At 58.5% G+C, this 22,817-nt stretch carries 21 protein-coding genes; 18 read left to right on the forward strand and 3 right to left on the reverse strand.

Translation table 11 applies throughout. The features are described from left to right. Window positions 1–261 precede the first annotated feature (261 nt). The 16 genes from gyrA (at window position 262) to GH657_RS05030 (ending at window position 18,324) form a co-directional block, all read left to right on the forward strand. A complete protein-coding gene (gyrA, locus tag GH657_RS04955; protein ID WP_153099686.1) occupies window positions 262–2,973 on the forward strand; it encodes a DNA gyrase subunit A in 2,712 nt (903 codons plus the stop codon). 132 nt (window positions 2,974–3,105) lie between these two features. Next, window positions 3,106–3,702: a DUF2059 domain-containing protein gene (locus GH657_RS04960; RefSeq protein ID WP_153099687.1), complete on the forward strand. Its 597-nt coding sequence runs from the start codon at window positions 3,106–3,108 to the stop codon at window positions 3,700–3,702. 185 nt (window positions 3,703–3,887) lie between these two features. Beyond that, the gene (gene serC, locus GH657_RS04965) at window positions 3,888–4,970 is read left to right on the forward strand and encodes a 3-phosphoserine/phosphohydroxythreonine transaminase (protein ID WP_153099688.1); all 1,083 of its coding nucleotides are present in this window, start codon (window positions 3,888–3,890) and stop codon (window positions 4,968–4,970) included. A 51-nt stretch (window positions 4,971–5,021) separates the two neighbouring features. Further along, window positions 5,022–6,104, forward strand: a complete 1,083-nt coding sequence (gene pheA / locus GH657_RS04970; RefSeq protein WP_153099689.1) for a prephenate dehydratase — start codon at window positions 5,022–5,024, stop codon at window positions 6,102–6,104. 84 nt (window positions 6,105–6,188) lie between these two features. Further along, on the forward strand, window positions 6,189–7,301 hold the full coding sequence (gene hisC, locus GH657_RS04975) for a histidinol-phosphate transaminase (protein WP_153099690.1): 1,113 nt from the start codon (window positions 6,189–6,191) through the stop codon (window positions 7,299–7,301). Window positions 7,302–7,340: 39 nt separating this feature from the next. Further along, entirely contained in the window at window positions 7,341–8,258 is a 918-nt protein-coding gene (locus tag GH657_RS04980; RefSeq protein ID WP_153099691.1) for a prephenate dehydrogenase, read from the forward strand. A 28-nt stretch (window positions 8,259–8,286) separates the two neighbouring features. Further along, entirely contained in the window at window positions 8,287–9,591 is a 1,305-nt protein-coding gene (gene aroA, locus GH657_RS04985; protein ID WP_153099692.1) for a 3-phosphoshikimate 1-carboxyvinyltransferase, read from the forward strand. Between the two features lie 22 nt (window positions 9,592–9,613). Then, a complete protein-coding gene (cmk, locus tag GH657_RS04990) occupies window positions 9,614–10,300 on the forward strand; it encodes a (d)CMP kinase (RefSeq protein WP_153099693.1) in 687 nt (228 codons plus the stop codon). Between the two features lie 181 nt (window positions 10,301–10,481). Further along, the gene (gene rpsA, locus GH657_RS04995) at window positions 10,482–12,194 is read left to right on the forward strand and encodes a 30S ribosomal protein S1 (protein ID WP_153099694.1); all 1,713 of its coding nucleotides are present in this window, start codon (window positions 10,482–10,484) and stop codon (window positions 12,192–12,194) included. Between the two features lie 23 nt (window positions 12,195–12,217). Beyond that, window positions 12,218–12,538, forward strand: a complete 321-nt coding sequence (locus tag GH657_RS05000; protein ID WP_153099695.1) for an integration host factor subunit beta — start codon at window positions 12,218–12,220, stop codon at window positions 12,536–12,538. A gap of 275 nt (window positions 12,539–12,813) precedes the next feature. Further along, a complete protein-coding gene (locus tag GH657_RS05005; protein ID WP_153099696.1) occupies window positions 12,814–13,110 on the forward strand; it encodes a LapA family protein in 297 nt (98 codons plus the stop codon). Window positions 13,111–13,182: 72 nt separating this feature from the next. Further along, window positions 13,183–14,358, forward strand: coding sequence for a lipopolysaccharide assembly protein LapB (gene lapB / locus GH657_RS05010; RefSeq protein WP_153099697.1), 1,176 nt, complete (start codon window positions 13,183–13,185; stop codon window positions 14,356–14,358). 99 nt (window positions 14,359–14,457) lie between these two features. Beyond that, on the forward strand, window positions 14,458–15,858 hold the full coding sequence (locus GH657_RS05015; RefSeq protein ID WP_153099698.1) for a UDP-glucose dehydrogenase family protein: 1,401 nt from the start codon (window positions 14,458–14,460) through the stop codon (window positions 15,856–15,858). 31 nt (window positions 15,859–15,889) lie between these two features. Then, window positions 15,890–16,822: a D-glycero-beta-D-manno-heptose-7-phosphate kinase gene (rfaE1, locus tag GH657_RS05020; RefSeq protein WP_246174001.1), complete on the forward strand. Its 933-nt coding sequence runs from the start codon at window positions 15,890–15,892 to the stop codon at window positions 16,820–16,822. Between the two features lie 72 nt (window positions 16,823–16,894). After that, on the forward strand, window positions 16,895–17,887 hold the full coding sequence (rfaD, locus tag GH657_RS05025) for an ADP-glyceromanno-heptose 6-epimerase (protein ID WP_153099700.1): 993 nt from the start codon (window positions 16,895–16,897) through the stop codon (window positions 17,885–17,887). A gap of 77 nt (window positions 17,888–17,964) precedes the next feature. Beyond that, on the forward strand, window positions 17,965–18,324 hold the full coding sequence (locus tag GH657_RS05030; RefSeq protein WP_153099701.1) for a ComEA family DNA-binding protein: 360 nt from the start codon (window positions 17,965–17,967) through the stop codon (window positions 18,322–18,324). Window positions 18,325–18,621: 297 nt separating this feature from the next. Here the strand turns inward: GH657_RS05030 and GH657_RS05035 are convergent, their stop codons facing one another. Genes GH657_RS05035 through GH657_RS05045 form a run of 3 tightly spaced genes read right to left on the reverse strand, consistent with a single transcriptional unit; the run spans window position 18,622 to window position 20,133 of the window. After that, window positions 18,622–19,053, reverse strand: coding sequence for a carboxymuconolactone decarboxylase family protein (locus tag GH657_RS05035; RefSeq protein WP_153099702.1), 432 nt, complete (start codon window positions 19,051–19,053; stop codon window positions 18,622–18,624). Beyond that, a complete protein-coding gene (locus tag GH657_RS05040; protein WP_174769877.1) occupies window positions 19,050–19,664 on the reverse strand; it encodes an FMN-dependent NADH-azoreductase in 615 nt (204 codons plus the stop codon). The genes GH657_RS05035 and GH657_RS05040 overlap by 4 nt, the downstream gene beginning before the upstream one ends. 31 nt (window positions 19,665–19,695) lie before the next feature. Further along, the gene (locus GH657_RS05045; RefSeq protein ID WP_153099704.1) at window positions 19,696–20,133 is read right to left on the reverse strand and encodes a GNAT family N-acetyltransferase; all 438 of its coding nucleotides are present in this window, start codon (window positions 20,131–20,133) and stop codon (window positions 19,696–19,698) included. Between the two features lie 91 nt (window positions 20,134–20,224). Here GH657_RS05045 and pdxR point away from each other — a divergent pair, with 91 nt between their 5' ends. Together pdxR and cysM are read left to right on the forward strand one after the other, a co-directional pair. After that, window positions 20,225–21,649, forward strand: coding sequence for a MocR-like pyridoxine biosynthesis transcription factor PdxR (pdxR, locus tag GH657_RS05050; protein ID WP_153099705.1), 1,425 nt, complete (start codon window positions 20,225–20,227; stop codon window positions 21,647–21,649). Between the two features lie 169 nt (window positions 21,650–21,818). Continuing rightward, window positions 21,819–22,721 carry a cysteine synthase CysM gene (cysM, locus tag GH657_RS05055; RefSeq protein WP_153099706.1) on the forward strand — a complete coding sequence of 301 codons (903 nt, stop codon included), beginning with the start codon at window positions 21,819–21,821 and terminating at the stop codon, window positions 22,719–22,721. The last annotated feature ends 96 nt before the right edge of the window (window positions 22,722–22,817 follow it).

The following is a 22,817-nucleotide window of genomic DNA, read 5'->3' on the forward strand; positions in this document are numbered from 1 at the left end:
TGCTTGAACAACATCGCAGCGGATCCCGGCAAGAGACGGATACTGCCCGTTGGCGGGCTTATGTGCCAGTTATATATAGCGCGTTACCCGGTGGGCCATGTCCTGCATGCTAGAATCGCGCGCTGCGGCTTTGCTGGCGGCAGGGGTGGCAGCGGGGCTGCGCCAGGCTTACCGCCTGTTCGTTCCTGTCCAGGGCTCGTCCACACCCGGTTCGTCCCCGTTTTTTACTCCCGTTTTTGCACGTCAAAAAGATACGGATAAATGGATCAATTCGCCAAAGAGACTCTGCCAATCTCCCTAGAGGAGGAAATGCGCCGCTCGTATCTCGATTACGCGATGAGCGTCATCGTTGGGCGAGCGCTTCCTGATGTCCGCGATGGCCTGAAGCCTGTGCATCGTCGTGTCCTGTATGCCATGCATGAGCTGAACAACGACTGGAACCGCGCTTATAAAAAATCTGCACGTATCGTCGGTGATGTCATCGGTAAATATCACCCACACGGCGACACCGCTGTCTACGACACGATTGTCCGGATGGCGCAAAGTTTTTCGCTGCGCTACATGCTGGTCGATGGGCAGGGTAACTTCGGTTCGGTTGACGGCGATAATGCCGCCGCGATGCGTTATACCGAAATTCGTATGGCCAAGATTGGCCATGAACTGATTTCCGACATCGATAAGGAAACTGTCGATTTCGAACTTAACTATGACGGCAGCGAAACGCAGCCCTCTATCCTGCCTGCCCGCATTCCCAATCTGCTGATCAATGGCTCGTCCGGGATCGCTGTGGGGATGGCGACCAACATTCCACCGCACAATCTGGGTGAGGTTGTTGATGCCTGCCATCATCTGCTCAAGCATCCTGACGCGACTATTGACGAGTTGATCGAGATCGTCCCGGCACCTGATTTCCCTACGGCGGGCATCATTTATGGTGTCGCTGGCGTGCGCGATGGTTACCGCACCGGCCGGGGCCGTGTGGTGATGCGGGCGACAACCCACTTCGAAGAAATTGATCGCGGCCAGCGCATGGCCATCATTGTTGACGAGTTGCCCTACCAGGTGAACAAGCGCTCACTTTTGGAGCGCATTGCCGAACTCGTCAACGAGAAGAAGCTCGAGGGTATTTCCGATATTCGGGACGAGTCCGACAAGAGTGGTATGCGGGTTGTGATCGAGCTCAAGCGTGGAGAGGTGCCCGAGGTTGTGCTGAACAACCTGTACAAGGCGACCCAGTTGCAGGACACGTTTGGCATGAACATGGTGGCGCTTGTTGACGGCCAGCCCAAGTTGCTGAACCTGAAGGAAATGTTGACGTGTTTCCTTTCGCACCGGCGTGAAGTGCTGACGCGGCGCACTGTATACGAACTGCGCAAGGCGCGTGAGCGTGGCCACGTACTTGAGGGTCTGGCGGTTGCGCTTGCCAACATTGACGAATTCATTGGGCTCATCAAGGCCGCACCGACACCGCCTGTGGCAAAGCAGGAGTTGATGTCCCGTTCATGGGATTCATCTTTGGTGCGTGAAATGCTCTCGCGTGCTGAAACCGATAATGCCCTGGTGGGTGGCCGCGAGGCGTACCGGCCAGATGGCTTGCTCCCGGCGTTTGGCATGCAGGAGAGTGGCCTGTACCGTCTGTCGGATGTCCAGGCGCAGGAAATTCTGCAGATGCGCTTGCAGCGCCTGACCGGGCTGGAGCAGGACAAGATTATTGGCGAGTACCGCGAAGTGATGGCCCAGATTGCCGATTTGCTGGATATTTTGGCGCGTCCTGAACGGATCACGGCAATCATCGTCGGTGAACTGACGTCGGTTAAAAGCGAATTTGGCGATGCACGGCGCTCGAAGATCGAACTCAACGCCACCGAGCTCAATACGGAAGACCTGATCACGCCGCAAGACATGGTGGTGACGATGTCCCATACCGGCTACGTCAAATCGCAGCCGCTATCAGAATATCGCGCGCAAAAGCGCGGCGGACGGGGCAAGCAGGCGACGTCGATGAAGGAGGACGACTGGATCGACACGCTTTTCATTGCCAACACGCACGATCATATTTTGTGTTTCTCGAACCGCGGCCGGGTTTACTGGATCAAGGTGTACGAGGTGCCGCAGGGTTCGCGCAACTCGCGTGGCCGTCCGGTGGTCAACATGTTCCCGCTGCAAGACGGCGAGAAAATCAACGTCGTGTTGCCGGTGAAGGAGTTTTCCGCTGATCAGTATGTATTTATGGCGACTGCGCTGGGCACGGTCAAAAAGACCCCGCTTGAGGCCTTTAGTCGACCCTTGCGCAAGGGGATTATCGCTGTCGGTCTTGACGATGGTGACTACCTGATTGGCGCAGCGATTACCGATGGTCAGCATGACGTGATGCTTTTCTCTGATTCAGGCAAGGCGGTCCGTTTTGACGAAAATGACGTCCGCCCGATGGGACGTGAGGCGCGCGGTGTTCGTGGCATGCAACTTGAAGACGGGCAGCAGGTTATCGCTCTTCTCGTGGCGGGTGATGAGCAGCAGTCCGTTTTAACGGCGACCGAAAACGGTTTTGGCAAGCGTACGCCGATTACTGAATACACGCGTCACGGGCGTGGTACGAAGGGGATGATTGCGATTCAGACCTCTGAGCGCAACGGTCGGGTCGTGGCTGCAACACTGGTCGATCCGGAAGCTCAGATCATGCTGATCACCAATACTGGCGTGCTAATACGGACGCGGGTATCGGAGATTCGGGAAATGGGGCGCGCAACGCAAGGTGTTACACTTATCAGTCTTGATGAGGGCACGAAGCTTTCTGGTCTGCAACAGGTAGCGGAAGCGGAAGCGGAAGCGGAAGCGGAAGCGGAAGCGGAAGCGGAAGCGGAAGCGGAAGCGGAAGCGGAAGCGGAAGCGGAAGCGGAAGCGGAAGTTGACGTGGACAATGATGCCGAAAGTTCCGCTGGTGAAGGTGATGCGGGCGAGAACGATAGCGTCTGAACGGTTTGATGTTTCTTTGTTTAACTGAGTTAAGAGTTAAGCGCAGCGCTGGCATGGTGACGGACTAACGTATCAGCCAGATACGCAGCCAGCGCGGCGCGTAGTTCGTCTATTTTCTCTGAGGGAGTAATGATGCAAAAACGATTCAAACAACTGGTGCTGCTGGCAGCACTCGTGCCAACTTTTGCAATGGCTCAAGCGCTTCAGAACCAGGCAGCTCCGACTGCTGCCGCGGCACCGGTTGACCCGGCCAAGCAGGCTGCGATCAAGGATCTGCTGGATGCGATCGACGCACAAAAGCTCGTCGGCGCAATTGGCAATAGCGCGCAGATGCAAGCCAAGCAACTGGTTCCGGCAATTCTGTCGGACGCGCTAAGCGAAAACAAATCGTTGAGCGACAAGCAAAAGCAGGCATCGGTGCCGACGCTGCAAAAAAATGCAGTGCCGAAGCTGGTTGAAGCCGCAGGCCAGGTGTTTGCTACAGATTCATTCCGTCAGGATGCAATGCAGGCACAGTACGATGCCTATGCAAAATACTACAGCGCGCAGGAAATCAAGGATCTGACCACGTTCTACAAGAGCCCGACTGGCCGCAAGTTTATTCAGGTGCAAGATCAGGTGGGTCGTGATGTCGTGAATGGTCTGATGCAAAAGTACATGCCACAGTCGATCAAGGCAACGCGTGAACAGGCCGACAAGGATGTCGCAGCGGTTAAGGCTGCCAAATAAGATGCTGAAGCATCAACGTCGACCTGCCTGAGTTTTCAGGCGAGCAGGTTTGGCGGGTTTCTGGTGGTGATGCCATAATGGCTGTTTGCGCGTAGGCGCAAACAGCCATTATTTTTTGAGCGCGAAGTTCGTTTCTCGCTATCGCTATTGGTCTTCCCGTTTTTTCGCCTGCCCCAGGATTTTTCATGCGCGTTTTTAATTTTTCCGCTGGTCCAGCGGCGATGCCCGAAGAGGTGCTGCGCCAGGCCGCCGACGAGATGCTCAACTGGCACGATAGCGGCATGAGCGTGATGGAGATGAGCCACCGTGGCCAGGCGTTTTCGTCCATTCACGAAGAAGCGTTACACGACTTGCGTGATTTGCTCGACGTGCCTGCCAGTTACCGTATTCTCTTCCTGCAGGGTGGCGGGCTAGCTGAAAACGCGATTATTCCCATGAATCTCTTTGGCACGAAGCCGCGCGCTGATTTTGTCGTGACCGGTTCCTGGTCGCAAAAATCACTGAACGAAGCACGTAAATATGGCGTCGCGCACCAGGCCGCAAACGGTGCCACTGCAGAGGGTTTCACGCGTGTGCCGCCTCGTTCGGAGTGGCAACTATCGGAAGATCCGGCCTACGTGCATTTGTGTACCAATGAAACCATTCACGGTATCGAAACCTTCGATCTTCCCGACCTGGGCGAGATACCGCTGGTCGCGGATGCTTCATCCCATCTTCTCTCGCGTCCCATGGATGTCACCCGATATGGCGTTCTGTTTGGTGGTGCGCAGAAAAACATCGGCATCGCGGGCGTGACGGTCGTGATTGTGCGCGAAGACCTGCTGGAGCAGGCGTTGAGCATTTGTCCGACGGCGTTCGAATGGAAAACCGTCGCGGCCAATAATTCGATGTACAACACGCCACCGACCTACGCGATCTATATCGCCGGGCTGGTCTTCAAATGGCTTAAGAAGCAGGGTGGTCTGGCGGCCATTGAGGCGCGCAATGTCGCCAAAGCGAAACTGCTTTATGACACCATCGACGCCAGCAGCTTTTATCTGAACAAGGTCGAGCGCCATGCGCGCTCCCGGATGAACGTTCCGTTTTTTCTCGCCGATGCCACGCGCAATGAAGCTTTTCTGTCGGGTGCCGAGGCACGAGGTCTGGTGCAACTGAAGGGGCACAAATCGGTAGGAGGCATGCGTGCATCGCTGTATAACGCGGTACCCCTCGATGCGGTGACGGCACTCGTCGAGTACATGAACGAATTCGAGCAGCGCCACGCCTGATGCGGCAGGGTTTGCCTGTTTAGCCTCCTCACCGATACGCTTTTTTCAAGCATGGACGACGAACTTAATTCCCAACTTAAACCTTTGCGTGAACGTATTGATGCGATTGATACGCAGCTCATCGCGCTTTTGAACCAGCGGGCAGCCGTTGCGCTTGAAGTGGGTGAGATCAAGAAGCATTTCAATGCGCCGGTATTTCGCCCGGAACGTGAGCAGCAGGTGATTGCACGCCTGCAGGACATGAGCATGGGTCCGCTCGGTGGCGACCATATCAGCGCGATCTGGCGTGAAATCATGTCGGCCAGCCGTGAGCTTGAACAGCCATTTCGAGCGGCTTATCTGGGCCCGGTTGGCACGTATAGCGAACAGGCTATGCATCTTTACTTCGGACAGTCGATCGAAGGCTTGCCTTGTTCTTCAATTGATGAGGTATTTCGTTCGGTTGATGCGGGTGCGGCTGAATTCGGCGTTGTCCCAGTCGAGAATTCGACGGCAGGCGCGGTATCGCGCACGCTGGACCTGCTGCTTCAGACGAAATTGCTCATTGGCGGTGAGCTTGCGCTGCCGATTCACCATAATCTGCTGACATTAAGCGGCGGGCTGACGGGTGTGACGCGGGTTTGTGCCCATGCCCAGTCGCTGGCGCAATGTCAGCGCTGGCTGGCTACGCATGCGCCTCATCTCGAATGTCTGGCGATGTCGAGTAACGCGGAAGCGGCGCGTCTTGCCGCGAGTGATCCGACCGTGGCCGCGATCGCGGGTGACCGCGCGGCGGTGCATTACGGCCTGCAGGTCGCTTATGCGCTGATTCAGGATGATCCGCACAATCGCACCCGTTTCGTGATGATCGGCAAGGTGCCCGTGGGCAGCAGCGGCCGCGACCAGACGTCACTGATTGTCTCCGTAAAGAACGAGCCGGGCGCCGTTTTCAAACTGCTTGGGCCGCTGGCGCGTCATGGCGTCTCGATGACCCGTTTCGAGTCCCGCCCGGCGCGGGCCGGGACGTGGGAGTACTACTTTTATATCGACATCGAAGGCCATCGGGACAGTGCTGCCGTTGCTGCGGCGCTGGCCGAACTCGAGGAAAAAGCCGCTTTCCTGAAGATTCTTGGTTCGTATCCGCGTGCCAGTTAGCCTGGTTTTTCAGGGCAGGTCTTTCAACCGGTTTTTCCTTCGCCTTTCACCTGTCAATCTGTTAACTGTTGCCTGGAGAAACTCATGACTCTCTCATTCGGCCCTTCTTATGTGCGGGAGATCGCACCTTATATCGCGGGCAAACCGATCTCGGAAGTCGCACGCGAATTTGGTCTGGACGAAACGCGCATCGTGAAGCTGGCTTCAAATGAAAACCCCTATGGCATGCCTGAATCAGCGAAGCGTGCGATAAGCCGGGCCGTGAGCGAGCTGGGCCGCTATCCGGATGCCAACGGCTTTGAATTGAAGGCTGCATTGAGCCAGCGCTATGGTGTGCCCGCCGGCTGGGTGACTTTGGGCAATGGCAGTAATGACATTCTTGAAATTGCCGCCCATGCTTTTGTCGAAAAAGGGCAGACGGTGATTTACTCGCAGTATTCGTTTGCGGTTTATGCGCTCGCCACACAAGGGCTGGGCGCTCGCGCGAAAGTGGTGCCCGCGGTGCAGTACGGCCATGATCTCGACGCCATGCTCGCCGCAATCGATGCCGACACGCGTTTGATCTTCCTCGCCAATCCGAATAATCCGACGGGTACATTCATTCCGGGCCCGGTGCTCGAAGCGTTTCTCGACAAGGTGCCGGGTAATGTGGTGGTCGTGCTGGACGAGGCCTATACCGAATATCTCGCGCAAGACCAGCGTTACGACGCGATTAGCTGGGTGCGGCGCTATCCGAACTTGCTGGTGTCGCGGACGTTTTCGAAAGCGTTTGGCCTGGCCGGGCTGCGGGTGGGTTTTGCCATCGCCCAGCCGGCGCTGACCGATTTGCTGAACCGTCTGCGGCAACCGTTCAATGTCAATACGCTGGCTCAGGCGGCGGCGATTGCCGTGTTGCAGGACGAGGCGTTTCTCGCCAAAAGCGCGCAGACCAATGCAGAGGGCTACCGTGATCTGACCACGGCATTTGACCGGCTTGGCCTCGAATACGTCCCGTCCCACGGCAATTTTGTGCTGGTGCGGGTGGGGCATGACGACAACGCTGGCAACCAGGTCAATCTGGCCTTGCTGAAGCAGGGTGTGATCGTGCGGCCGGTTGGCAACTATGGCTTGCCGCAGTGGTTGCGCGTCACGATTGGCCTGCCTGATGAAAACACCGCATTTCTCGCTGCGCTTGAAAAAACACTTGCGCTGGCTTGAGCAGCTTCGCTTGCCTGGTGTGCGCCGAAAACTCTTCTGATGATCGATGTGGCCATGTTTTCCTTCAACAAACTGGTGGTGATCGGCGTTGGGCTGATTGGCGGCTCGCTCGCGCGGGCATTGCGTGAGCAGCCGGGCATCGGGGGCGCGCGATGCGTGATCGGCGTGGAACGTTCAGCTGCAGCGCTAGCCCATGCGCTGGCGCTAGGCGTAATTGACGAAGCGCTGACGGGGGCGGACGAAGCCGCGTTGCGTGCCGCGTTGACGGGGGCGGATATCGTGCTGCTGGCTGCGCCCGTGGCGCAAACCGGGGCGCTGCTTGAACGGATTGCGCCCTGGCTTGAACCGGCGACGCTCGTGACCGATGCGGGTAGCACCAAATCGGATGTCGTTGCTGCCGCATACGCCATGTTGGGTGCAAAGGTGGGCCAGTTTGTCCCAGGACATCCGATTGCCGGACGCGAGACGAGTGGCGTCGGCGCGGCGCTGGCCGATTTATATTCAGGCCGCAACGTGGTGTTGTGCCCATTGCCGGAAAACACGCCAGAAGCCGTGGGGCGAATTGCGGCGATGTGGCGCGCAACGGGAGCGACAGTGCATGAAATGTCCAGCGCGCAGCATGATCGCGTGTTTGCTGCTGTGAGTCATTTGCCTCATGTATTGTCTTTCGCGCTAGTCGAACAGATTTTGGGCTCGCCTGATGCGGCGCTGAAGTTTTCGTTTGCAGCGGGTGGTTTTAGGGATTTCACGCGCATCGCGGCGTCGAGCCCCGAGATGTGGCGTGACGTTTGCGTGGCGAACCGCACGGCACTGCTTGAAGAACTCGATGCCTACAGCGCTGTTCTGGCTCATTTGCGTGCGGCCATCGACGCCGCTGACGGCGCCGAACTCGAAGCCATCTTTGCCCGCTCACGCGAGGCCCGTAGTGTATGGCAGCCGGGCAGCAGCCCGGCTTAACAGGAAGCTGGAAGAACTGGATTCGTTCATGAACTACCTCGATCTCGGCCCTTTTTCACGCGTGACCGGCACGGTCCGTTTGCCTGGCTCGAAAAGTATTTCGAACCGGGTGCTGTTGCTGGCCGCGCTGGCGGAAGGCGAAACCACAATCACCCATCTGCTCGATTCCGACGATACCCGCGTGATGCTTGAGGCACTCATGCAGCTTGGCGTGAAGCTCCGCCATAACGATCAGGCGTGCGTGGTCTCGGGCACCCGCGGCGCATTCACGGCCAAAAACGCGGACCTCTTTCTCGGCAATGCGGGAACGGCGGTGCGCCCATTGACGGCGGCCTTGGCGGTGAATGGTGGGGAGTATCGCGTGCACGGCGTGCCGCGGATGCATGAGCGGCCCATCGGGGATCTGGTTGACGGCTTGCGGCAAATCGGCGCGCAGATTGACTACGAGGCTAACGAGGGCTATCCGCCATTGCGCATCCATCCGGCTCGGATTGCCGTGGAGGCGCCGATTCGCGTTCGTGGCGACGTTTCGAGCCAGTTCCTGACGGCGCTGCTGATGACGCTGCCGCTCGTGCGCAGCGCAAGCGGTGTGACGACGCTTGAGGTGGAGGGCGAACTGATCTCCAAACCTTATATCGACATCACGATCCGGCTCATGGCGCGCTTTGGCATTCAGGTCGAGCACGACAACTGGCAGCGTTTCATCGTGCCTGCGGGGCGGCGTTACCAGTCGCCGGGGCAGATCATGGTGGAAGGCGATGCGTCGTCGGCCTCCTATTTTCTGGCGGCGGGGGCGCTTGGCGGCGGGCCGGTGCGGGTGGAGGGCGTGGGCCGTGCAAGCATCCAGGGTGACGTGGGTTTTGCCGATGCGCTTAACCGGATGGGTGCGAATGTGACGATGGGCGAAGACTGGATCGAAGTGCGTGGCGTTGGCCATGACCACGGCAAGCTGATGCCGGTCGAGATGGATTGCAATCTGATTCCCGATGCCGCGATGACGATTGCCGTGGCGGCACTGTTTGCCGATGGCACGACCACGCTGCGCAATATTGCCAGTTGGCGCGTGAAGGAAACCGACCGGATCGCTGCGATGGCCACCGAATTGCGCAAGCTGGGCGCGACGGTGCAGGAAGGTCCTGATTATCTGGTGATCACGCCCCCGGCACGGCTTGTGCCTCAAGCGGTCATTGATACCTATGACGATCACCGGATGGCGATGTGTTTCTCGCTGGTGAGTCTGGGTGGCGTGCCGGTACGCATTAATGATCCGGGTTGCGTGCGCAAGACCTTTCCCGATTATTTCGAGCGTTTTTTAGCGCTGGTTCAACCTTGATCTGGCTATACGCGATTTCCTCATGAAACCCATTCGTCCCTTTCATCAAACGCCGGTGATCACGATTGACGGCCCGACTGCATCCGGTAAAGGCACCGTTGCCGCACTGGTGGCGGCCAGCCTTGGTTTTCACCTGCTTGATAGCGGTGCGCTTTACCGGCTTGCGGCGCTGGCGAGCCTGCGCTATGGCATCGCGGCTGACGATGCCGTAGCGATCGAGAAACTGATTGGCGAGCTGCACATCACGTTTCGTGAAGGGCTGGCGCAGCTCGACGGAATGGATGTTTCGGCGGAGATTCGTGCGGAAGACATTGGCAACCGGGCTTCGGCCATCGCGGTGCACGCACCGGTGCGTACGGCGCTGGTGGCCCGGCAACGGGCTTTTCGCAAGGAGCCAGGCCTTGTCGCCGATGGCCGCGATATGGGGACAGTGATCTTTCAGGATGCAGTGCTTAAGGTGTTTCTGACAGCCAGTGTCGAAGCGCGTGCGGCACGGCGATATAAGCAATTGATCCAAAAAGGTTTTTCTGCTAATATGGAAAACTTGCTCCAGGATTTGCGTGAACGTGACGAGCGCGACAGTACGCGTGCCGCCGCGCCACTCAAGCCCGCAGCAGAAGCAAAGCTGCTCGATACCTCGGCGCTCTCGATCGACCAGGCGGTCAATCAGGTGGTGCAGTGGTATCGGGCGCTTGTTCCGCAGGCTTAAAGTACCTGGTACTTTAAGCCTGCGGGTATGTCGGTGTTGTGCTGCAGCGTGTGGCGCAACGTGTGTTCAGCCCTTAACCTTCCGCGTGGTATTCGCATTTTTGCCCTGTGTCGTTAAAGCAGCAGGCCGATCGGCCTGCCAGACAACCCGGCAGTGCGGGACCATGTAAATCTCGATCTTTATGTCCGACCTGCAAACCTCCAACCCGAATACCGAATCTTTCGCGGCTCTGTTCGAAGAGTCGCTGACCAAGCAAGACATGCGCGCCGGCGAAGTTATTTCCGCCGAAGTCGTGCGTGTCGACCACAATTTTGTGGTCGTCAATGCAGGTCTCAAGTCCGAAGCCTACATCCCGCTCGAAGAGTTCCTGAACGACGCGGGCGAGGTAGAAGTGCAGGCGGGCGACTTCGTTTCAGTGGCGATCGACGCACTGGAAAATGGCTATGGCGACACCATTCTGTCGCGCGACAAGGCGAAGCGTCTGGCTTCGTGGCTGTCGCTGGAAAAGGCACTCGACAACAACGAACTGGTAACCGGCACGATCACGGGCAAGGTCAAGGGTGGCATGACCGTCATGGTCAATGGCATTCGTGCTTTCCTGCCGGGCTCGCTGGTGGATACGCGTCCAGTTAAGGACACCACGCCGTATGAAGGCAAGACGCTCGAATTCCGCGTGATCAAGCTTGACCGCAAACGTAACAACGTGGTGCTGTCGCGCCGCGCGGTGATCGAGGCCACGCAAGGCGAAGAGCGCGCCAAGCTGCTCGAGACGCTGAAAGAAGGCGCGATTGTCGAAGGCGTGGTGAAGAACATCACTGATTACGGCGCATTCGTGGATCTCGGCGGTATCGATGGCCTGTTGCACATCACCGACATCGCATGGCGTCGTGTGCGTCACCCGAGCGAAGTGCTGTCGGTGGGCCAGGAAGTCACAGCAAAAATTCTCAAGTTCGATCAGGAAAAAAACCGCGTTTCGCTCGGCATCAAGCAACTGGGCGACGATCCGTGGGAAGGCATTTCACGCCGTTACCCAGCGGGCACGCGTCTGTTCGGCAAGGTCACCAACATCACTGACTACGGCTCATTCGTTGAAGTCGAATCAGGCATTGAAGGTCTCGTCCACGTGTCGGAAATGGACTGGACCAACAAGAACGTTGCACCGTCCAAAGTGGTCCAGCTGGGCGACGAAGTCGAAGTCATGGTCCTTGAGATCGACGAAGACCGCCGCCGTATCAGCCTCGGCATGAAGCAATGCAAGCCGAACCCATGGGACGATTTCAGCCGCAACTTCAAGAAGGGCGACAAGCTGCAAGGCGCGATCAAGTCGATTACCGACTTCGGCGTGTTTATCGGTTTGCCTGGCGGTATCGACGGTCTGGTTCACCTCTCGGACCTGTCGTGGAGCGAAACTGGCGAAGAAGCCGTGCGCAAGTACAAGAAGGGCGACGAAGTGGAAGCCATCGTCCTGGGCATTGATGTCGAAAAAGAACGTATTTCGCTCGGCATCAAGCAGCTTGAAGGCGATCCGTTCAGCAATTTCGTTGCCATGAACGACAAGGGTGCGACGGTTGACGGCGTGGTCAAGTCGGTTGATGCAAAGGGTGCTGTCGTCACGCTGACGGCTGACGTTGAGGGCTATCTGCGCGCATCTGAAATCGCTCAGGATCGTGTGGAAGATGCACGCAACGTGCTGAAAGAAGGTGACAAGGTCAATGCGATGATCATCAACATCGACCGCAAGTCGCGTGGCATTAACCTGTCGATCAAGGCCAAAGATTCGGCTGAACAGCAAGAAGCGATCCGTGGCATGGCGTCCGACAGCAGCGCTGCTGCAACCGGCACGACTAACCTCGGCGCATTGTTGAAAGCCAAACTTGATGGCCAGAACCAGTAAGCCTTAAGAGGGTCTGCTGCAGTATGACCAAATCGGAATTGGTCGCTCAACTGGCCCTGCGTTTTCCGCAGCTTGTTTTAAAAGATGCGGATTTCGCAGTAAAAACGATGCTTGATGCGATGTCGGAGGCGCTTGCCAACGGTCATCGCATCGAAATTCGCGGCTTTGGCAGCTTTGGCCTGAACCGTCGGCCATCCCGCGTAGGGCGCAATCCGAAGTCAGGGGAAAAGGTGCTGGTACCTGAGAAGTACGTACCGCATTTCAAGCCCGGCAAGGAACTGCGTGAACGGGTGGATGGACGCTCAGGCGAGCCGCTTAAAGCAGATGAGCCAGATGACGATTGATCTGCCTTCACTGTGCGATTTTCAATCTCGCGTCTCAGTGTTGTGCCGATCGCGTCGATGGCCATAGCCAGACGGCAAAGACCAGAAAAGCGCCTTTGGGCGCTTTTTTTATTGGCGCGGCCCTGGTTCGGGTCTCGCTGGGAAGCGCCAGCTCATCGTCGCGCTGGAATCAGGCTTCTTTCGGCGCTGGGGGGCTTCCATTACAATACGGGCACTTTTGCGGTGCCGCCGGTGGTGGGCCTGCCGCTTCCAATATTTCTGCCCAGAGACTCACTATGAAATTTATCGTCTGGTTGATCCGTGTTCTGGTGTTCGTGCTGTTGCTCGTTCTTGCGCTCTCCAACACGCAAACCGCGACGCTCAATTTTCTGGCGGGTTATGTCTGGCAAGCACCGCTTATTCTGATTGGTCTCGTATTTTTTATTGTCGGGTTGCTGGCAGGGCTCGTGTCGGCATTGCCCATGCTGTTTCGCCTGCGCTTTGAAAATGGCCGCTTAAAACGCGAATTGCGTATCGCGCGTGAAGCACCTGTCGCCGTTGAACCACAACCTCCCATGCCGCCACTGATTTAATTCGTCCTTGCCGCCTGGATTTCGCACAGGCGGTTTCCGGTTTCTGTCATTGCGTTTCCCTGGCTATTCCACATGGATCTAGATTTCTGGTGGCTGCTTGTTATTCCAGTTGCGTTCGCGCTTGGCTGGATGGCCGCACGTTATGACCTCAAGACGCTGTTGTCCGAAGGCGCTAATTTGCCGCGCTCGTATTTCCGGGGCCTGAATTTTCTGTTGAACGAGCAGCCCGATCAGGCAATCGACGCGTTTATCGAAGTCGTCAAACTCGATCCTGAAACCGTTGAACTCCACTTTGCATTAGGCAACCTGTTTCGCCGTCGTGGTGAAACAGACCGTGCGATCCGGGTGCATCAAAATCTCCTGAGCCGGACGAGCTTGTCGGCGGCTGAGCGGGATCATGCATTGTTCGAGCTGGGTCAGGATTTTCTTAAGGCTGGTTTGCTCGACCGGGCGGAAGAGACCTTTCGCTCGCTCGAGTCAGGTACCCATGCCCTGGATGCGCAGCGTGCGTTGCTGACGATCTACGAAATCGAGAAGGACTGGAACAAATCCATTGATACCGCCCGAAAACTTGAAACGATGGGCGCCGCTTCGTTAAGCCGGGAGATCGCGCAGTTTCATTGCGAGCTGGCTCAGGAAGCGTTGCAACAAAAGCAGCCGGATGAAGCACAGCGGCAACTCGATCTGGCGCTTAAGGCCAACCCGCAGAATGTGCGGGCGACGATCCTCTTCGGCGATGTCGATGAGATGAGCGGCAAGCATGAGGCGGCGATCACGCACTGGCGCCAGGTCGAAGCGCAAAACTCCGCGTATTTGCCGCTGGTCGCGGTCAAGTTGATGAAGGCTTATGAAGCCTTGGGTCATCAGGCTGAAGGCGCGGATCTGCTGACCGCCTGGGTTGACCGCTATCCCTCCGCTGATTTGCTCGATGTGGCTTATCAGTATGTTTCAGCGCTGCGTGGGCCGGAGACGGCTCATGCGCTAGCGCGTACCCAGATGGAGAAATCGCCTAGCCTCGCGGGCATGACGCGTCTGCTGGAAGCGCAGCAGGCGCTGGCTGAAGAACCCCGGCGCAGCGAGTTGGCGGCGATGTACTCGCTGCTGCGGCAGCGCACTAAAAATCTGCCGCGCTATACCTGCCAGAACTGTGGCTTTCGCGCCCGTCTGTTTTATTGGCAGTGTCCGGGTTGCAGCGGCTGGGAGACCTATGCGCCGCGCCGGGTCGAACCCATGGCGGCGCCCAACTGAAGGCCACGCCAGGCGTGATGAAGCCGGGTGCGCATGGCATGCACCGTTCGCGCTTTATTCTCCCTGGCTTTACTACCGGAACTTGACACCGGAACGTGTATGAAAATCTCCATTATTGGTACGGGCTATGTCGGCTTGGTGACAGGCGCATGCCTGGCTGAAATCGGCAACGATGTTTTTTGCGTCGATGTCGATTCACGCAAAATCGATATTCTGAATAACGGTGGCGTGCCGATTCACGAGCCGGGTTTGCAGGAAATCATCGCGCGTACGCGCGCCGCTGGCCGCATTACGTTCTCGACAGATATCAAGGCGAGCGTTGCGCATGGTGACGTGCAGTTTATTGCGGTCGGCACGCCTCCTGATGAAGATGGCTCGGCTGATTTGCAATACGTTCTCGAAGCGGCGCGCAACATTGGCCGCTATATGGACAGCTTCAAGGTGATTGTCGATAAATCGACGGTGCCGGTTGGCACCGCGCAGCGTGTGCGCGCCGTAGTGGAAGAGGAACTGGCGCGGCGAGGGCTGGCCAATAGCCCGCAGCACCGCTTTTCGGTTGTCTCCAATCCTGAGTTTCTGAAAGAAGGCGCGGCGGTCGAGGATTTCATGCGTCCGGACCGGATCGTGCTGGGCAGCGATAACGATGAAACGGGCATGCGTGCCCGCGAGCGGATGAAACGCCTGTACGCACCCTTCAATCGCAACCACGAACGCATGCTGTATATGGATGTGCGCTCCGCCGAGTTCACCAAATATGCCGCCAACGCGATGCTGGCCACCCGCATCTCGTTTATGAATGAAATGGCGAATCTCGCGGACCGGGTGGGGGCGGATATCGAGGCGGTACGACGTGGCATCGGCTCCGATCCCCGGATCGGCTATCACTTTTTGTATGCTGGGTGCGGTTATGGCGGATCGTGTTTTCCGAAGGATGTCGAGGCGCTGATTCGCACCGCGGGCGAGATGGGCCAGAACCTGCGCATTCTGGAAGCGGTCGAAGCGGTCAATCACGAACAGAAAGAAACGCTCGTGAACAAGATCGTAGCCAGGCTGGGCGATGATTTGACGGGGCGCACGTTCGCTGTGTGGGGGCTCGCCTTCAAGCCCAATACCGACGATATGCGCGAAGCGCCCAGCCGTCGCGTGATTACGCAACTGCTCGAGCGCGGCGCGAGTGTGCGCGCCTATGATCCGGTTGCGCTTGATGAGGCGCGTCGTGTGCTGGCGCTGGATCTGGCCGATGAGCCACAGCAACTGGCCCGCCTGCATTTCGCCGGCACGCAGGATGAAACACTGACGGGCTCGGATGCGCTAGTCATTGTCACCGAGTGGACAGAGTTCAAGAGCCCGGATTTTGCCCATATGAAATCGGTGCTTAAATCACCGCTGATTTTCGATGGACGTAACCTCTACGAACCAGATGCGATGGCCGAACTCGGCATCGACTATCACTCGATCGGACGCCCCTATGCTCAACTCACCGACGCCTGGCCCCGCTAATCATCCAGGCAGCGCTGATGAGGCTCTGCCCATGCCGTCTGTACCCCGTGCCCAGGTAGCGGCTGCGCGCGTTCTGGTCATTGGCGATGTGATGCTCGACCGTTACTGGTTTGGCGACGTCAACCGCATTTCGCCTGAAGCGCCGGTGCCCGTGGTGCATGTCCAGCGTCAGGAAGACCGTCTCGGCGGCGCGGCGAACGTCGCGCGCAACGCGGCGGCGCTGGGCGCCTCCGCGGGGCTGTTGTGCGTGGTGGGGCATGACGAGCCGGGCGAGCGCATCGTGCATCTGCTCAAGGACAGCGGGGTGACCGAGCATCTTGAGCGTGACCCGGATTTGCTGACAACGATCAAGTTGCGCGTGTTGTCGCGCCAGCAGCAACTGTTGCGTGTCGACTTCGAAAACACGCCCGCGCACGAGGTGCTGCTGGCGGGCCTGGCCCGCTTCGACGCGCTGTTGCCCGCGTATGACGTGATCCTGATGTCGGATTACGCCAAAGGCGGCCTGACGCATGTCACGCAGATGATCGCTCGTGCACGCGCGGCACAAAAGCCGGTTCTGGTCGATCCGAAGGGGGATGACTGGGAGCGTTATCGCGGCGCGACGCTGATCACACCGAATCGCGCCGAGCTGCGGGAAGTCGTCGGTCAATGGAAATCCGAAGCCGATTTACTCGCGCGCGTCACCCGCTTGCGTGAAGCGCTGGCGTTCGATGCGCTGCTGCTGACACGTTCGGAAGAAGGCATGACGCTGTTTTCCGATGACGGGGTGCTGACAGTGTCGGCGCTGGCGCGCGAAGTCTTCGACGTTTCGGGGGCCGGTGACACCGTGATCGCTACGCTGGCGGTGATGCTGGGCGCGGGGCTCTCGCTGGTCGATGCCGTGTCGCTAGCCAACCGGGCGGCGGGCGTGGTGGTGGGCAAGCTGGGCACCGCAACGGTTGAATACAGCGAACTCTTTGATTGATCGCGCCTGCGCGCCACGCCGCGGCGGGCGGCATCGGGGCGCTGCAACGCATTTCATGAAGGCAAAACGACCATGACTATTATCGTGACGGGCGCCGCCGGGTTTATCGGCAGCAATCTCGTCAAGGCGCTCAACGAGCGCGGCCATACAGACATCATCGCGGTCGATAACCTGACGCGTGCCGACAAGTTTCGCAATCTGGTGGACTGCGAGATTGACGACTATCTGGATAAAACCGAATTCATCGAACGCTTTGCCCGGGGCGATTTCGGTTCGGTACGCGCGGTATTTCATGAAGGCGCCTGTTCGGACACGATGGAAACCGATGGCCGCTACATGATGGAAAACAACTTCCGTTATAGCCGGGCGGTACTGGAGCTCTGCCTCGCGCAACGCACGCAGTTTTTATATGCGTCGTCGGCTGCGATTTACGGTGGCTCGGAGCGCTTTGTCGAGACGCGTGAAGTGGAGCGGCCGTTGAATGTCTATGGCTATTCGAAGTTTCTGTTTGATCAGGTGGTGCGCCGGCTGATGCCTCATGCCGCCAGCCAGATTGTGGGTTTTCGCTATTTCAATGTGTATGGCCCGCGCGAAACCCATAAGGCGCGCATGGCTTCGGTGGCGTTTCATAACTTCAACCAGTTTCGCGCCGAAGGCCGGGTCAAGCTGTTCGGCGAGTACAACGGTTATGCGGCCGGCCAGCAGACACGCGATTTTGTCTCGGTCGAAGACGTCACGAAGGTGAACCTGTTCTTTTTCGATCATCCTGAGCGCTCGGGCATTTTCAACCTGGGAAGCGGCCGGGCACAACCGTTCAACGATATTGCGACGAGCGTTGTCAACACGCTGCGTGCGCTCAACAACCAGCCTGCGCTGTCGCTCGAACAGCAGGTACAGCAAGGGCTGATCGAATACGTGCCGTTTCCCGATGCATTGCGCGGCAAGTACCAGTGCTTTACTCAGGCCGATTTGACCCGGTTACGTGCAGCCGGTTACGACGCCCCGTTTTTGAGTGTGCAAGAAGGGGTGGGCCAGTACGTGCGCTGGCTATCTGGCCAGCTATAAAACACCTTGGCGTTTGCCTAAACTGGGGTCTCCCGGTCGACGATGGTCGTTGACCGGTAGCACGAGGGAGATTCCACATGATGCGAAAAATCATGGTGACGGCCGCCATGCTGGCGGCCTTCGGTCAGGCCTACGCGGCAGTCAACGTCAACACGGCCGATGACGCCGCGCTACGCGGCATCCGCGGTATCGGGCCGGCCAAAGCCAAGGCGATTCTCGATGAACGGCAGGCACATGGCCCGTTCAAGGATGCCGCCGATCTCGGCAAACGGGTCAAGGGGCTGGGCGGCCATACCATCGAGCGGCTTGAGGCAGAGGGCTTGGCTATTGGGCCTGGTTCAGCGAGCCCGACGAATGCCGCAGCAGGCTCGCAGGCGGCTGTCGCGCAAAAAAACGCCGCCGCCAGAAATAGTCCGGCTGTGACGGTCAAAAAATAACTCGCGGTGGGCGGCGGACGGCGGACGGTGGGCAAGGCCTGAGCCGCCTACTGTGTTTCATCCGGCTTTTCCATCGGCATCCGGCCGGTGTTAGCCAGAGCCTGGATGCTCCTTCAGCCGTCACTCAGATGACTGGCTCCCGCGGTACTCGCCGCGGGTTTTTTATTTCACGCTGACTCCAGCCGCGCACTGCGATGGGCTGTGATGGACTGCAATGGGCTGTGTTAGGCCCGGGCCCGATACGCAGTTTGAGCAAAGCATTGCGGATTGCGGCAAAGCCATCCGTAGATCCACGTCTTACTGACGCATGCCAATCGCCAAACGATTGAAGGCACTCATCAGTGCGATGGCGAAGCTTAGGTCGGAGATTTCGGCATCACTGAAATGCGCCTTGAGCGGTTCGAAGTCTTCATCAGGTGCGTGGCGGCCGGCCACGTCCACCAGCGATTCCGTCCAGGCCAGCGCCACACGTTCGCGGTCGCTGAAATGTGCGCTCACACGCCAGCCCGCCAGGCTGTCCAGCTTCGCATCCGGCACACCGTTGGCGCGCAGAGCCGCTGCGTGCATCTCCAGGCAGAAGGCGCAGCCATTGATCTGCGAAACCCGCAGATAGACCAGTTCGATCAACTGTTGTCCGAGACGGCTCTTGTCCAGGGCTTTTTTGGTCAGGATGAGGCCTTGATAGGCTTCGGGCGAGAGAGTCTGGTAGGGCAAGCGAAGTGTGTTCAAGGAAGATCTCCGGTGGGACGTGAAGGAACGAGAAACGCAGTCAGTGCATGGCGTGTTTGAGCCAGTATCTCGGCGCTTAAGGGGAACCCCGGCAAGTATACGAATTGCACGTTGTGGATACCCATGACGGACAGCGCATGGCGCAAGTAGGGCGTCAGGAAGTCGGGTTGCCTGGCCGTCTCTCCGACGCACGGGTTGCCCGAGCGCACAAGCACCAGTGCCGGGCGATCCCGCAGCAGTCCGGCCTTGCCCTCTGGCGTGATGGTGAAACTGCGCTCTTTGCGCAGTACATGGTCGATCCACAATTTCAGCGTGGCAGGCACCGCGAAGTTGTGCATGGGTGTGCTGATCAGCAGCCCGTCGCAAGCCTCCAGTTCGCCAATCAGGCGTTCAGAGCGTGCCAGGACCGGATCATCGGATGGCGCGGACGAAGTGACGGCCTGGGCGTATTGCGCCGACAGCGCCGCAAGCGGTTCCATGGCCAGGCTGCGCGTGGTCACATGAATGCCGTGGCTGAAGGATTCACAATCGGCCAAAGCCGCCAGCACCTGCTGCGCGCCTAGTGATTCGCTGCCGACAGGACTGCACTCCAGAAAAAGAAGGTGGTTCATGGTTTCTTGTGCCTTTTTTGCCTTTTCATTCCTATTCCTGTAACGCCTGGCTGAAATGCAGCCCTTTGGACAGCAAGCCATGACGGAAATAGAAGCGTTGTGCCAGGTCATTACCCAAGGCGGTATCGAGCACCAGATGGGCACAGCCTTGCCGCTGCGCTTCCTCGCGCAGCGCCGCGATCAGCATGCCGCCCAAACCCTGGCGGCGGGTACCCGGGATGCTCACCAGATCATCGACGTAGAGGAAGCGTCCATACAACAGGTTTTCCTGAATGCGATAGCCTGCCAGCCCCATGACCTGATGGCCCTGCCATGCGGCCAGCAGACGATAGCCTTGTTCAGCCTGGCGACGGACCTGCGCAGCGAATGCCGCAGCATGAGGGAGATGAGGCCGCAATGCGCGCATGACGTCGAAACAGGCCAGGTAATCCTGATCGTTATCGATGAGGCTCAAGCGAAAGGTGTTCATGTTGTTTTCCTTGTCATGGAGCCTGTACTTTAGGAAACTCATGTCCTGGTAGAAAGGTGCAAAAACTAAATAAATGAATAGGACATGGGGCATGGATATACAACGCCTGAAACCCAGCCGGGAGCACGATGCGCCGCTTTATTTGCAGCTGTATCGACGCTACCGGGATGCGATTGCCACCGGAAAACTCCATCCCGGCGATCGAGTGTCGTCCGTGCGTAGCCTTGCTAGTGCACTGAACCTGGCACGAGGCACAGTCGAAATGGCCTACCAGATGCTGACCAGTGAGGGCTATTTCCTGGCACGCGGCCCGGCGGGCACTATCGTCTCGCCCCGGCTGGGAAATCTGGGCGAGCCGGGGCATGCCACTGTGTCCAGGCTTCTTTCCCCAGCGCCCTCGCGCTTGCAGGCTGAGGCGGGCCAAGTCCGGCCTTTCCAGCTCGGCTTGCCGGCGCTGGATGCGTTTCCGCGCAAGACTTGGGCGCGCCTCGCCGGACACAATTTGCGCGTTCTGGACGCGGCCGCGATGAGCTATCCCGATCCGGTGGGCTATGAACCGCTGCGTCGAGCCATCGCCGCCTATCTGGGCATCTCGCGCGGTATCGCTTGCACGCACGAGCAGGTGTTCGTCACGGCGGGCTACCGGGGCGCGCTGGAACTGGTGTGCCGCACGCTGCTGCGAGCCGGCGATGCCGGATGGTACGAAGACCCCGGCTATATCTTCGCCCGCCAGTTCCTGACGCGCGCAGGCATGCGGCTGGAGCCGGTGCCCGTGGATGAGGAGGGTCTGAACGTGGACATCGGCCAACAGCGGGCCGCCGAGGCGCGTTTTGCCGTGGTGACACCCACGCACCAGAGCCCGATGGGGGTGGCGCTGTCCTTGCCCCGGCGGCTACAACTGCTGGAATGGGCCAGCCACCGCCAGGCGTGGATCATTGAGGATGACTACGACAGTGAGTTTCGTTACCACGGCCGGCCATTGCCTGCACTGAAAAGCCTGGATCGTGATGAACGCGTGCTCTACACCGGCACCTTCAGCAAAGTGCTGTTCCCCGGCCTGCGCCTGGCCTATCTGGTTGTGCCTGAACCGCAGATCGAACGATTCACGGATTCAGCGAATTACCTGTGCGGCCCTGGCTCAATCCTGCCTCAGGCCACGGTGGCGGATTTCATGGAACAAGGCCACTTTGCCCGGCACGTGCGCAGGATGCGTTCACTGTACGCGGCCCGGCGCGGCTATCTGGTCGATGCCCTCGTGCAGGCGTTCGGTTCATGCCTGCACGTCCAGCCCCAGGCGGGTGGTATCCATGTGCTGGCGCACCTGAATACGCGATGCAAGGACAAGGTTCTAGCCGAAGCGGCCCAGTCCCATGGTCTGGCCGTCGAGGCCCTGAGCCAATGGCGGATGCGCAGGTCGCCGCAGGGCGGTTTGCTGATGGGATTTGCCGGCTTCATCACGAACGAACAGGCGGTGGAATCGGTTCAGTCCCTAAGCGCCGTACTGACAGAATGCTAGTCGAGCTAATTTGTGAATATCCTCAGTCAGCCCGGTTTCCCATTGTCCCTTGAAGAAAACAGTCTTTTTAGCGTCACTTTGCCCGGCAGCAGAGTCTTGTCCCGTGGTTTAGAATCGCCCATTGCGCTTTCGCTCACCGCTGACGCCTGATCTGGCGACAAATTCCGCTATGGCCTACAAAACAATCGAAGACACGATCGGCAATACGCCCCTCGTACAGCTTATGCGCGTACCGGATGATGAGGTGCGCAGTCGCAACAATGTCATTCTTGGCAAACTCGAAGGCAACAATCCAGCGGGGTCGGTGAAAGACCGCCCGGCGTTATTCATGATCCGCAAAGCGGAAGAGCGTGGCCTCATCAAGCCGGGCGATACCCTGATCGAACCTACCAGCGGCAACACCGGCATTGCGCTGGCTATGGCTGCGGCAATTCGAGGCTACAAGATGGTGCTGCTGATGCCCGAGGATTTATCGGTTGAACGGCGTCAGAGCATGGCCGCCTATGGCGCGCAGATCATCCTGACACCGGTGACGGGCGGCATGGAGTACGCCCGGGATCTCGCGGGGCAAATGCAGCGCGAAGGCCGGGGCATCATTCTTGACCAGTTTGCGAATCCTGATAATCCGCTGGCGCATTACGAAACGACGGGCCCGGAAATCTGGCAGGAAACGGAAGGGCGCATCACACATTTCGTTTCGGCAATGGGTACCACCGGAACGATCATGGGTGTTTCGCAATATCTGAAAGAACAAAACCAGGCGGTCGAAATTATCGGCGCACAGCCGGAAGACGGCTCGCGCATCCCGGGTATCCGTAAATGGCCTGAAGCCTACCTGCCGAAAATCTTTGATCGTAGCCGTGTGGATCGTGTCGAAAACGTGAGCCAGGCGGCGTCAGAGGCGATGGCGCGCAGGCTCGCCTCGGCAGAGGGCATTTTTTGCGGCATTTCGGCAGCGGGGGCCTGTGAAGTGGCTTTGCGGATTGCCCGTCAGGTTGAGAACGCGACAATCGTGTTTGTCGTGTGCGACCGGGGCGACCGGTATTTGTCCACGGGCGTGTTTCCCGCCTGAGCCAGGAACCCGGAACCCACATCGCGCACGGATCTTCATAAAAAAACGCCGGTTTTTACCAAACCGGCGTTTTCACATCGGATGACAAGGCCCAAG

Source organism: Paraburkholderia hayleyella (genome assembly GCF_009455685.1).
GTDB lineage: Bacteria > Pseudomonadota > Gammaproteobacteria > Burkholderiales > Burkholderiaceae > Paraburkholderia > Paraburkholderia hayleyella.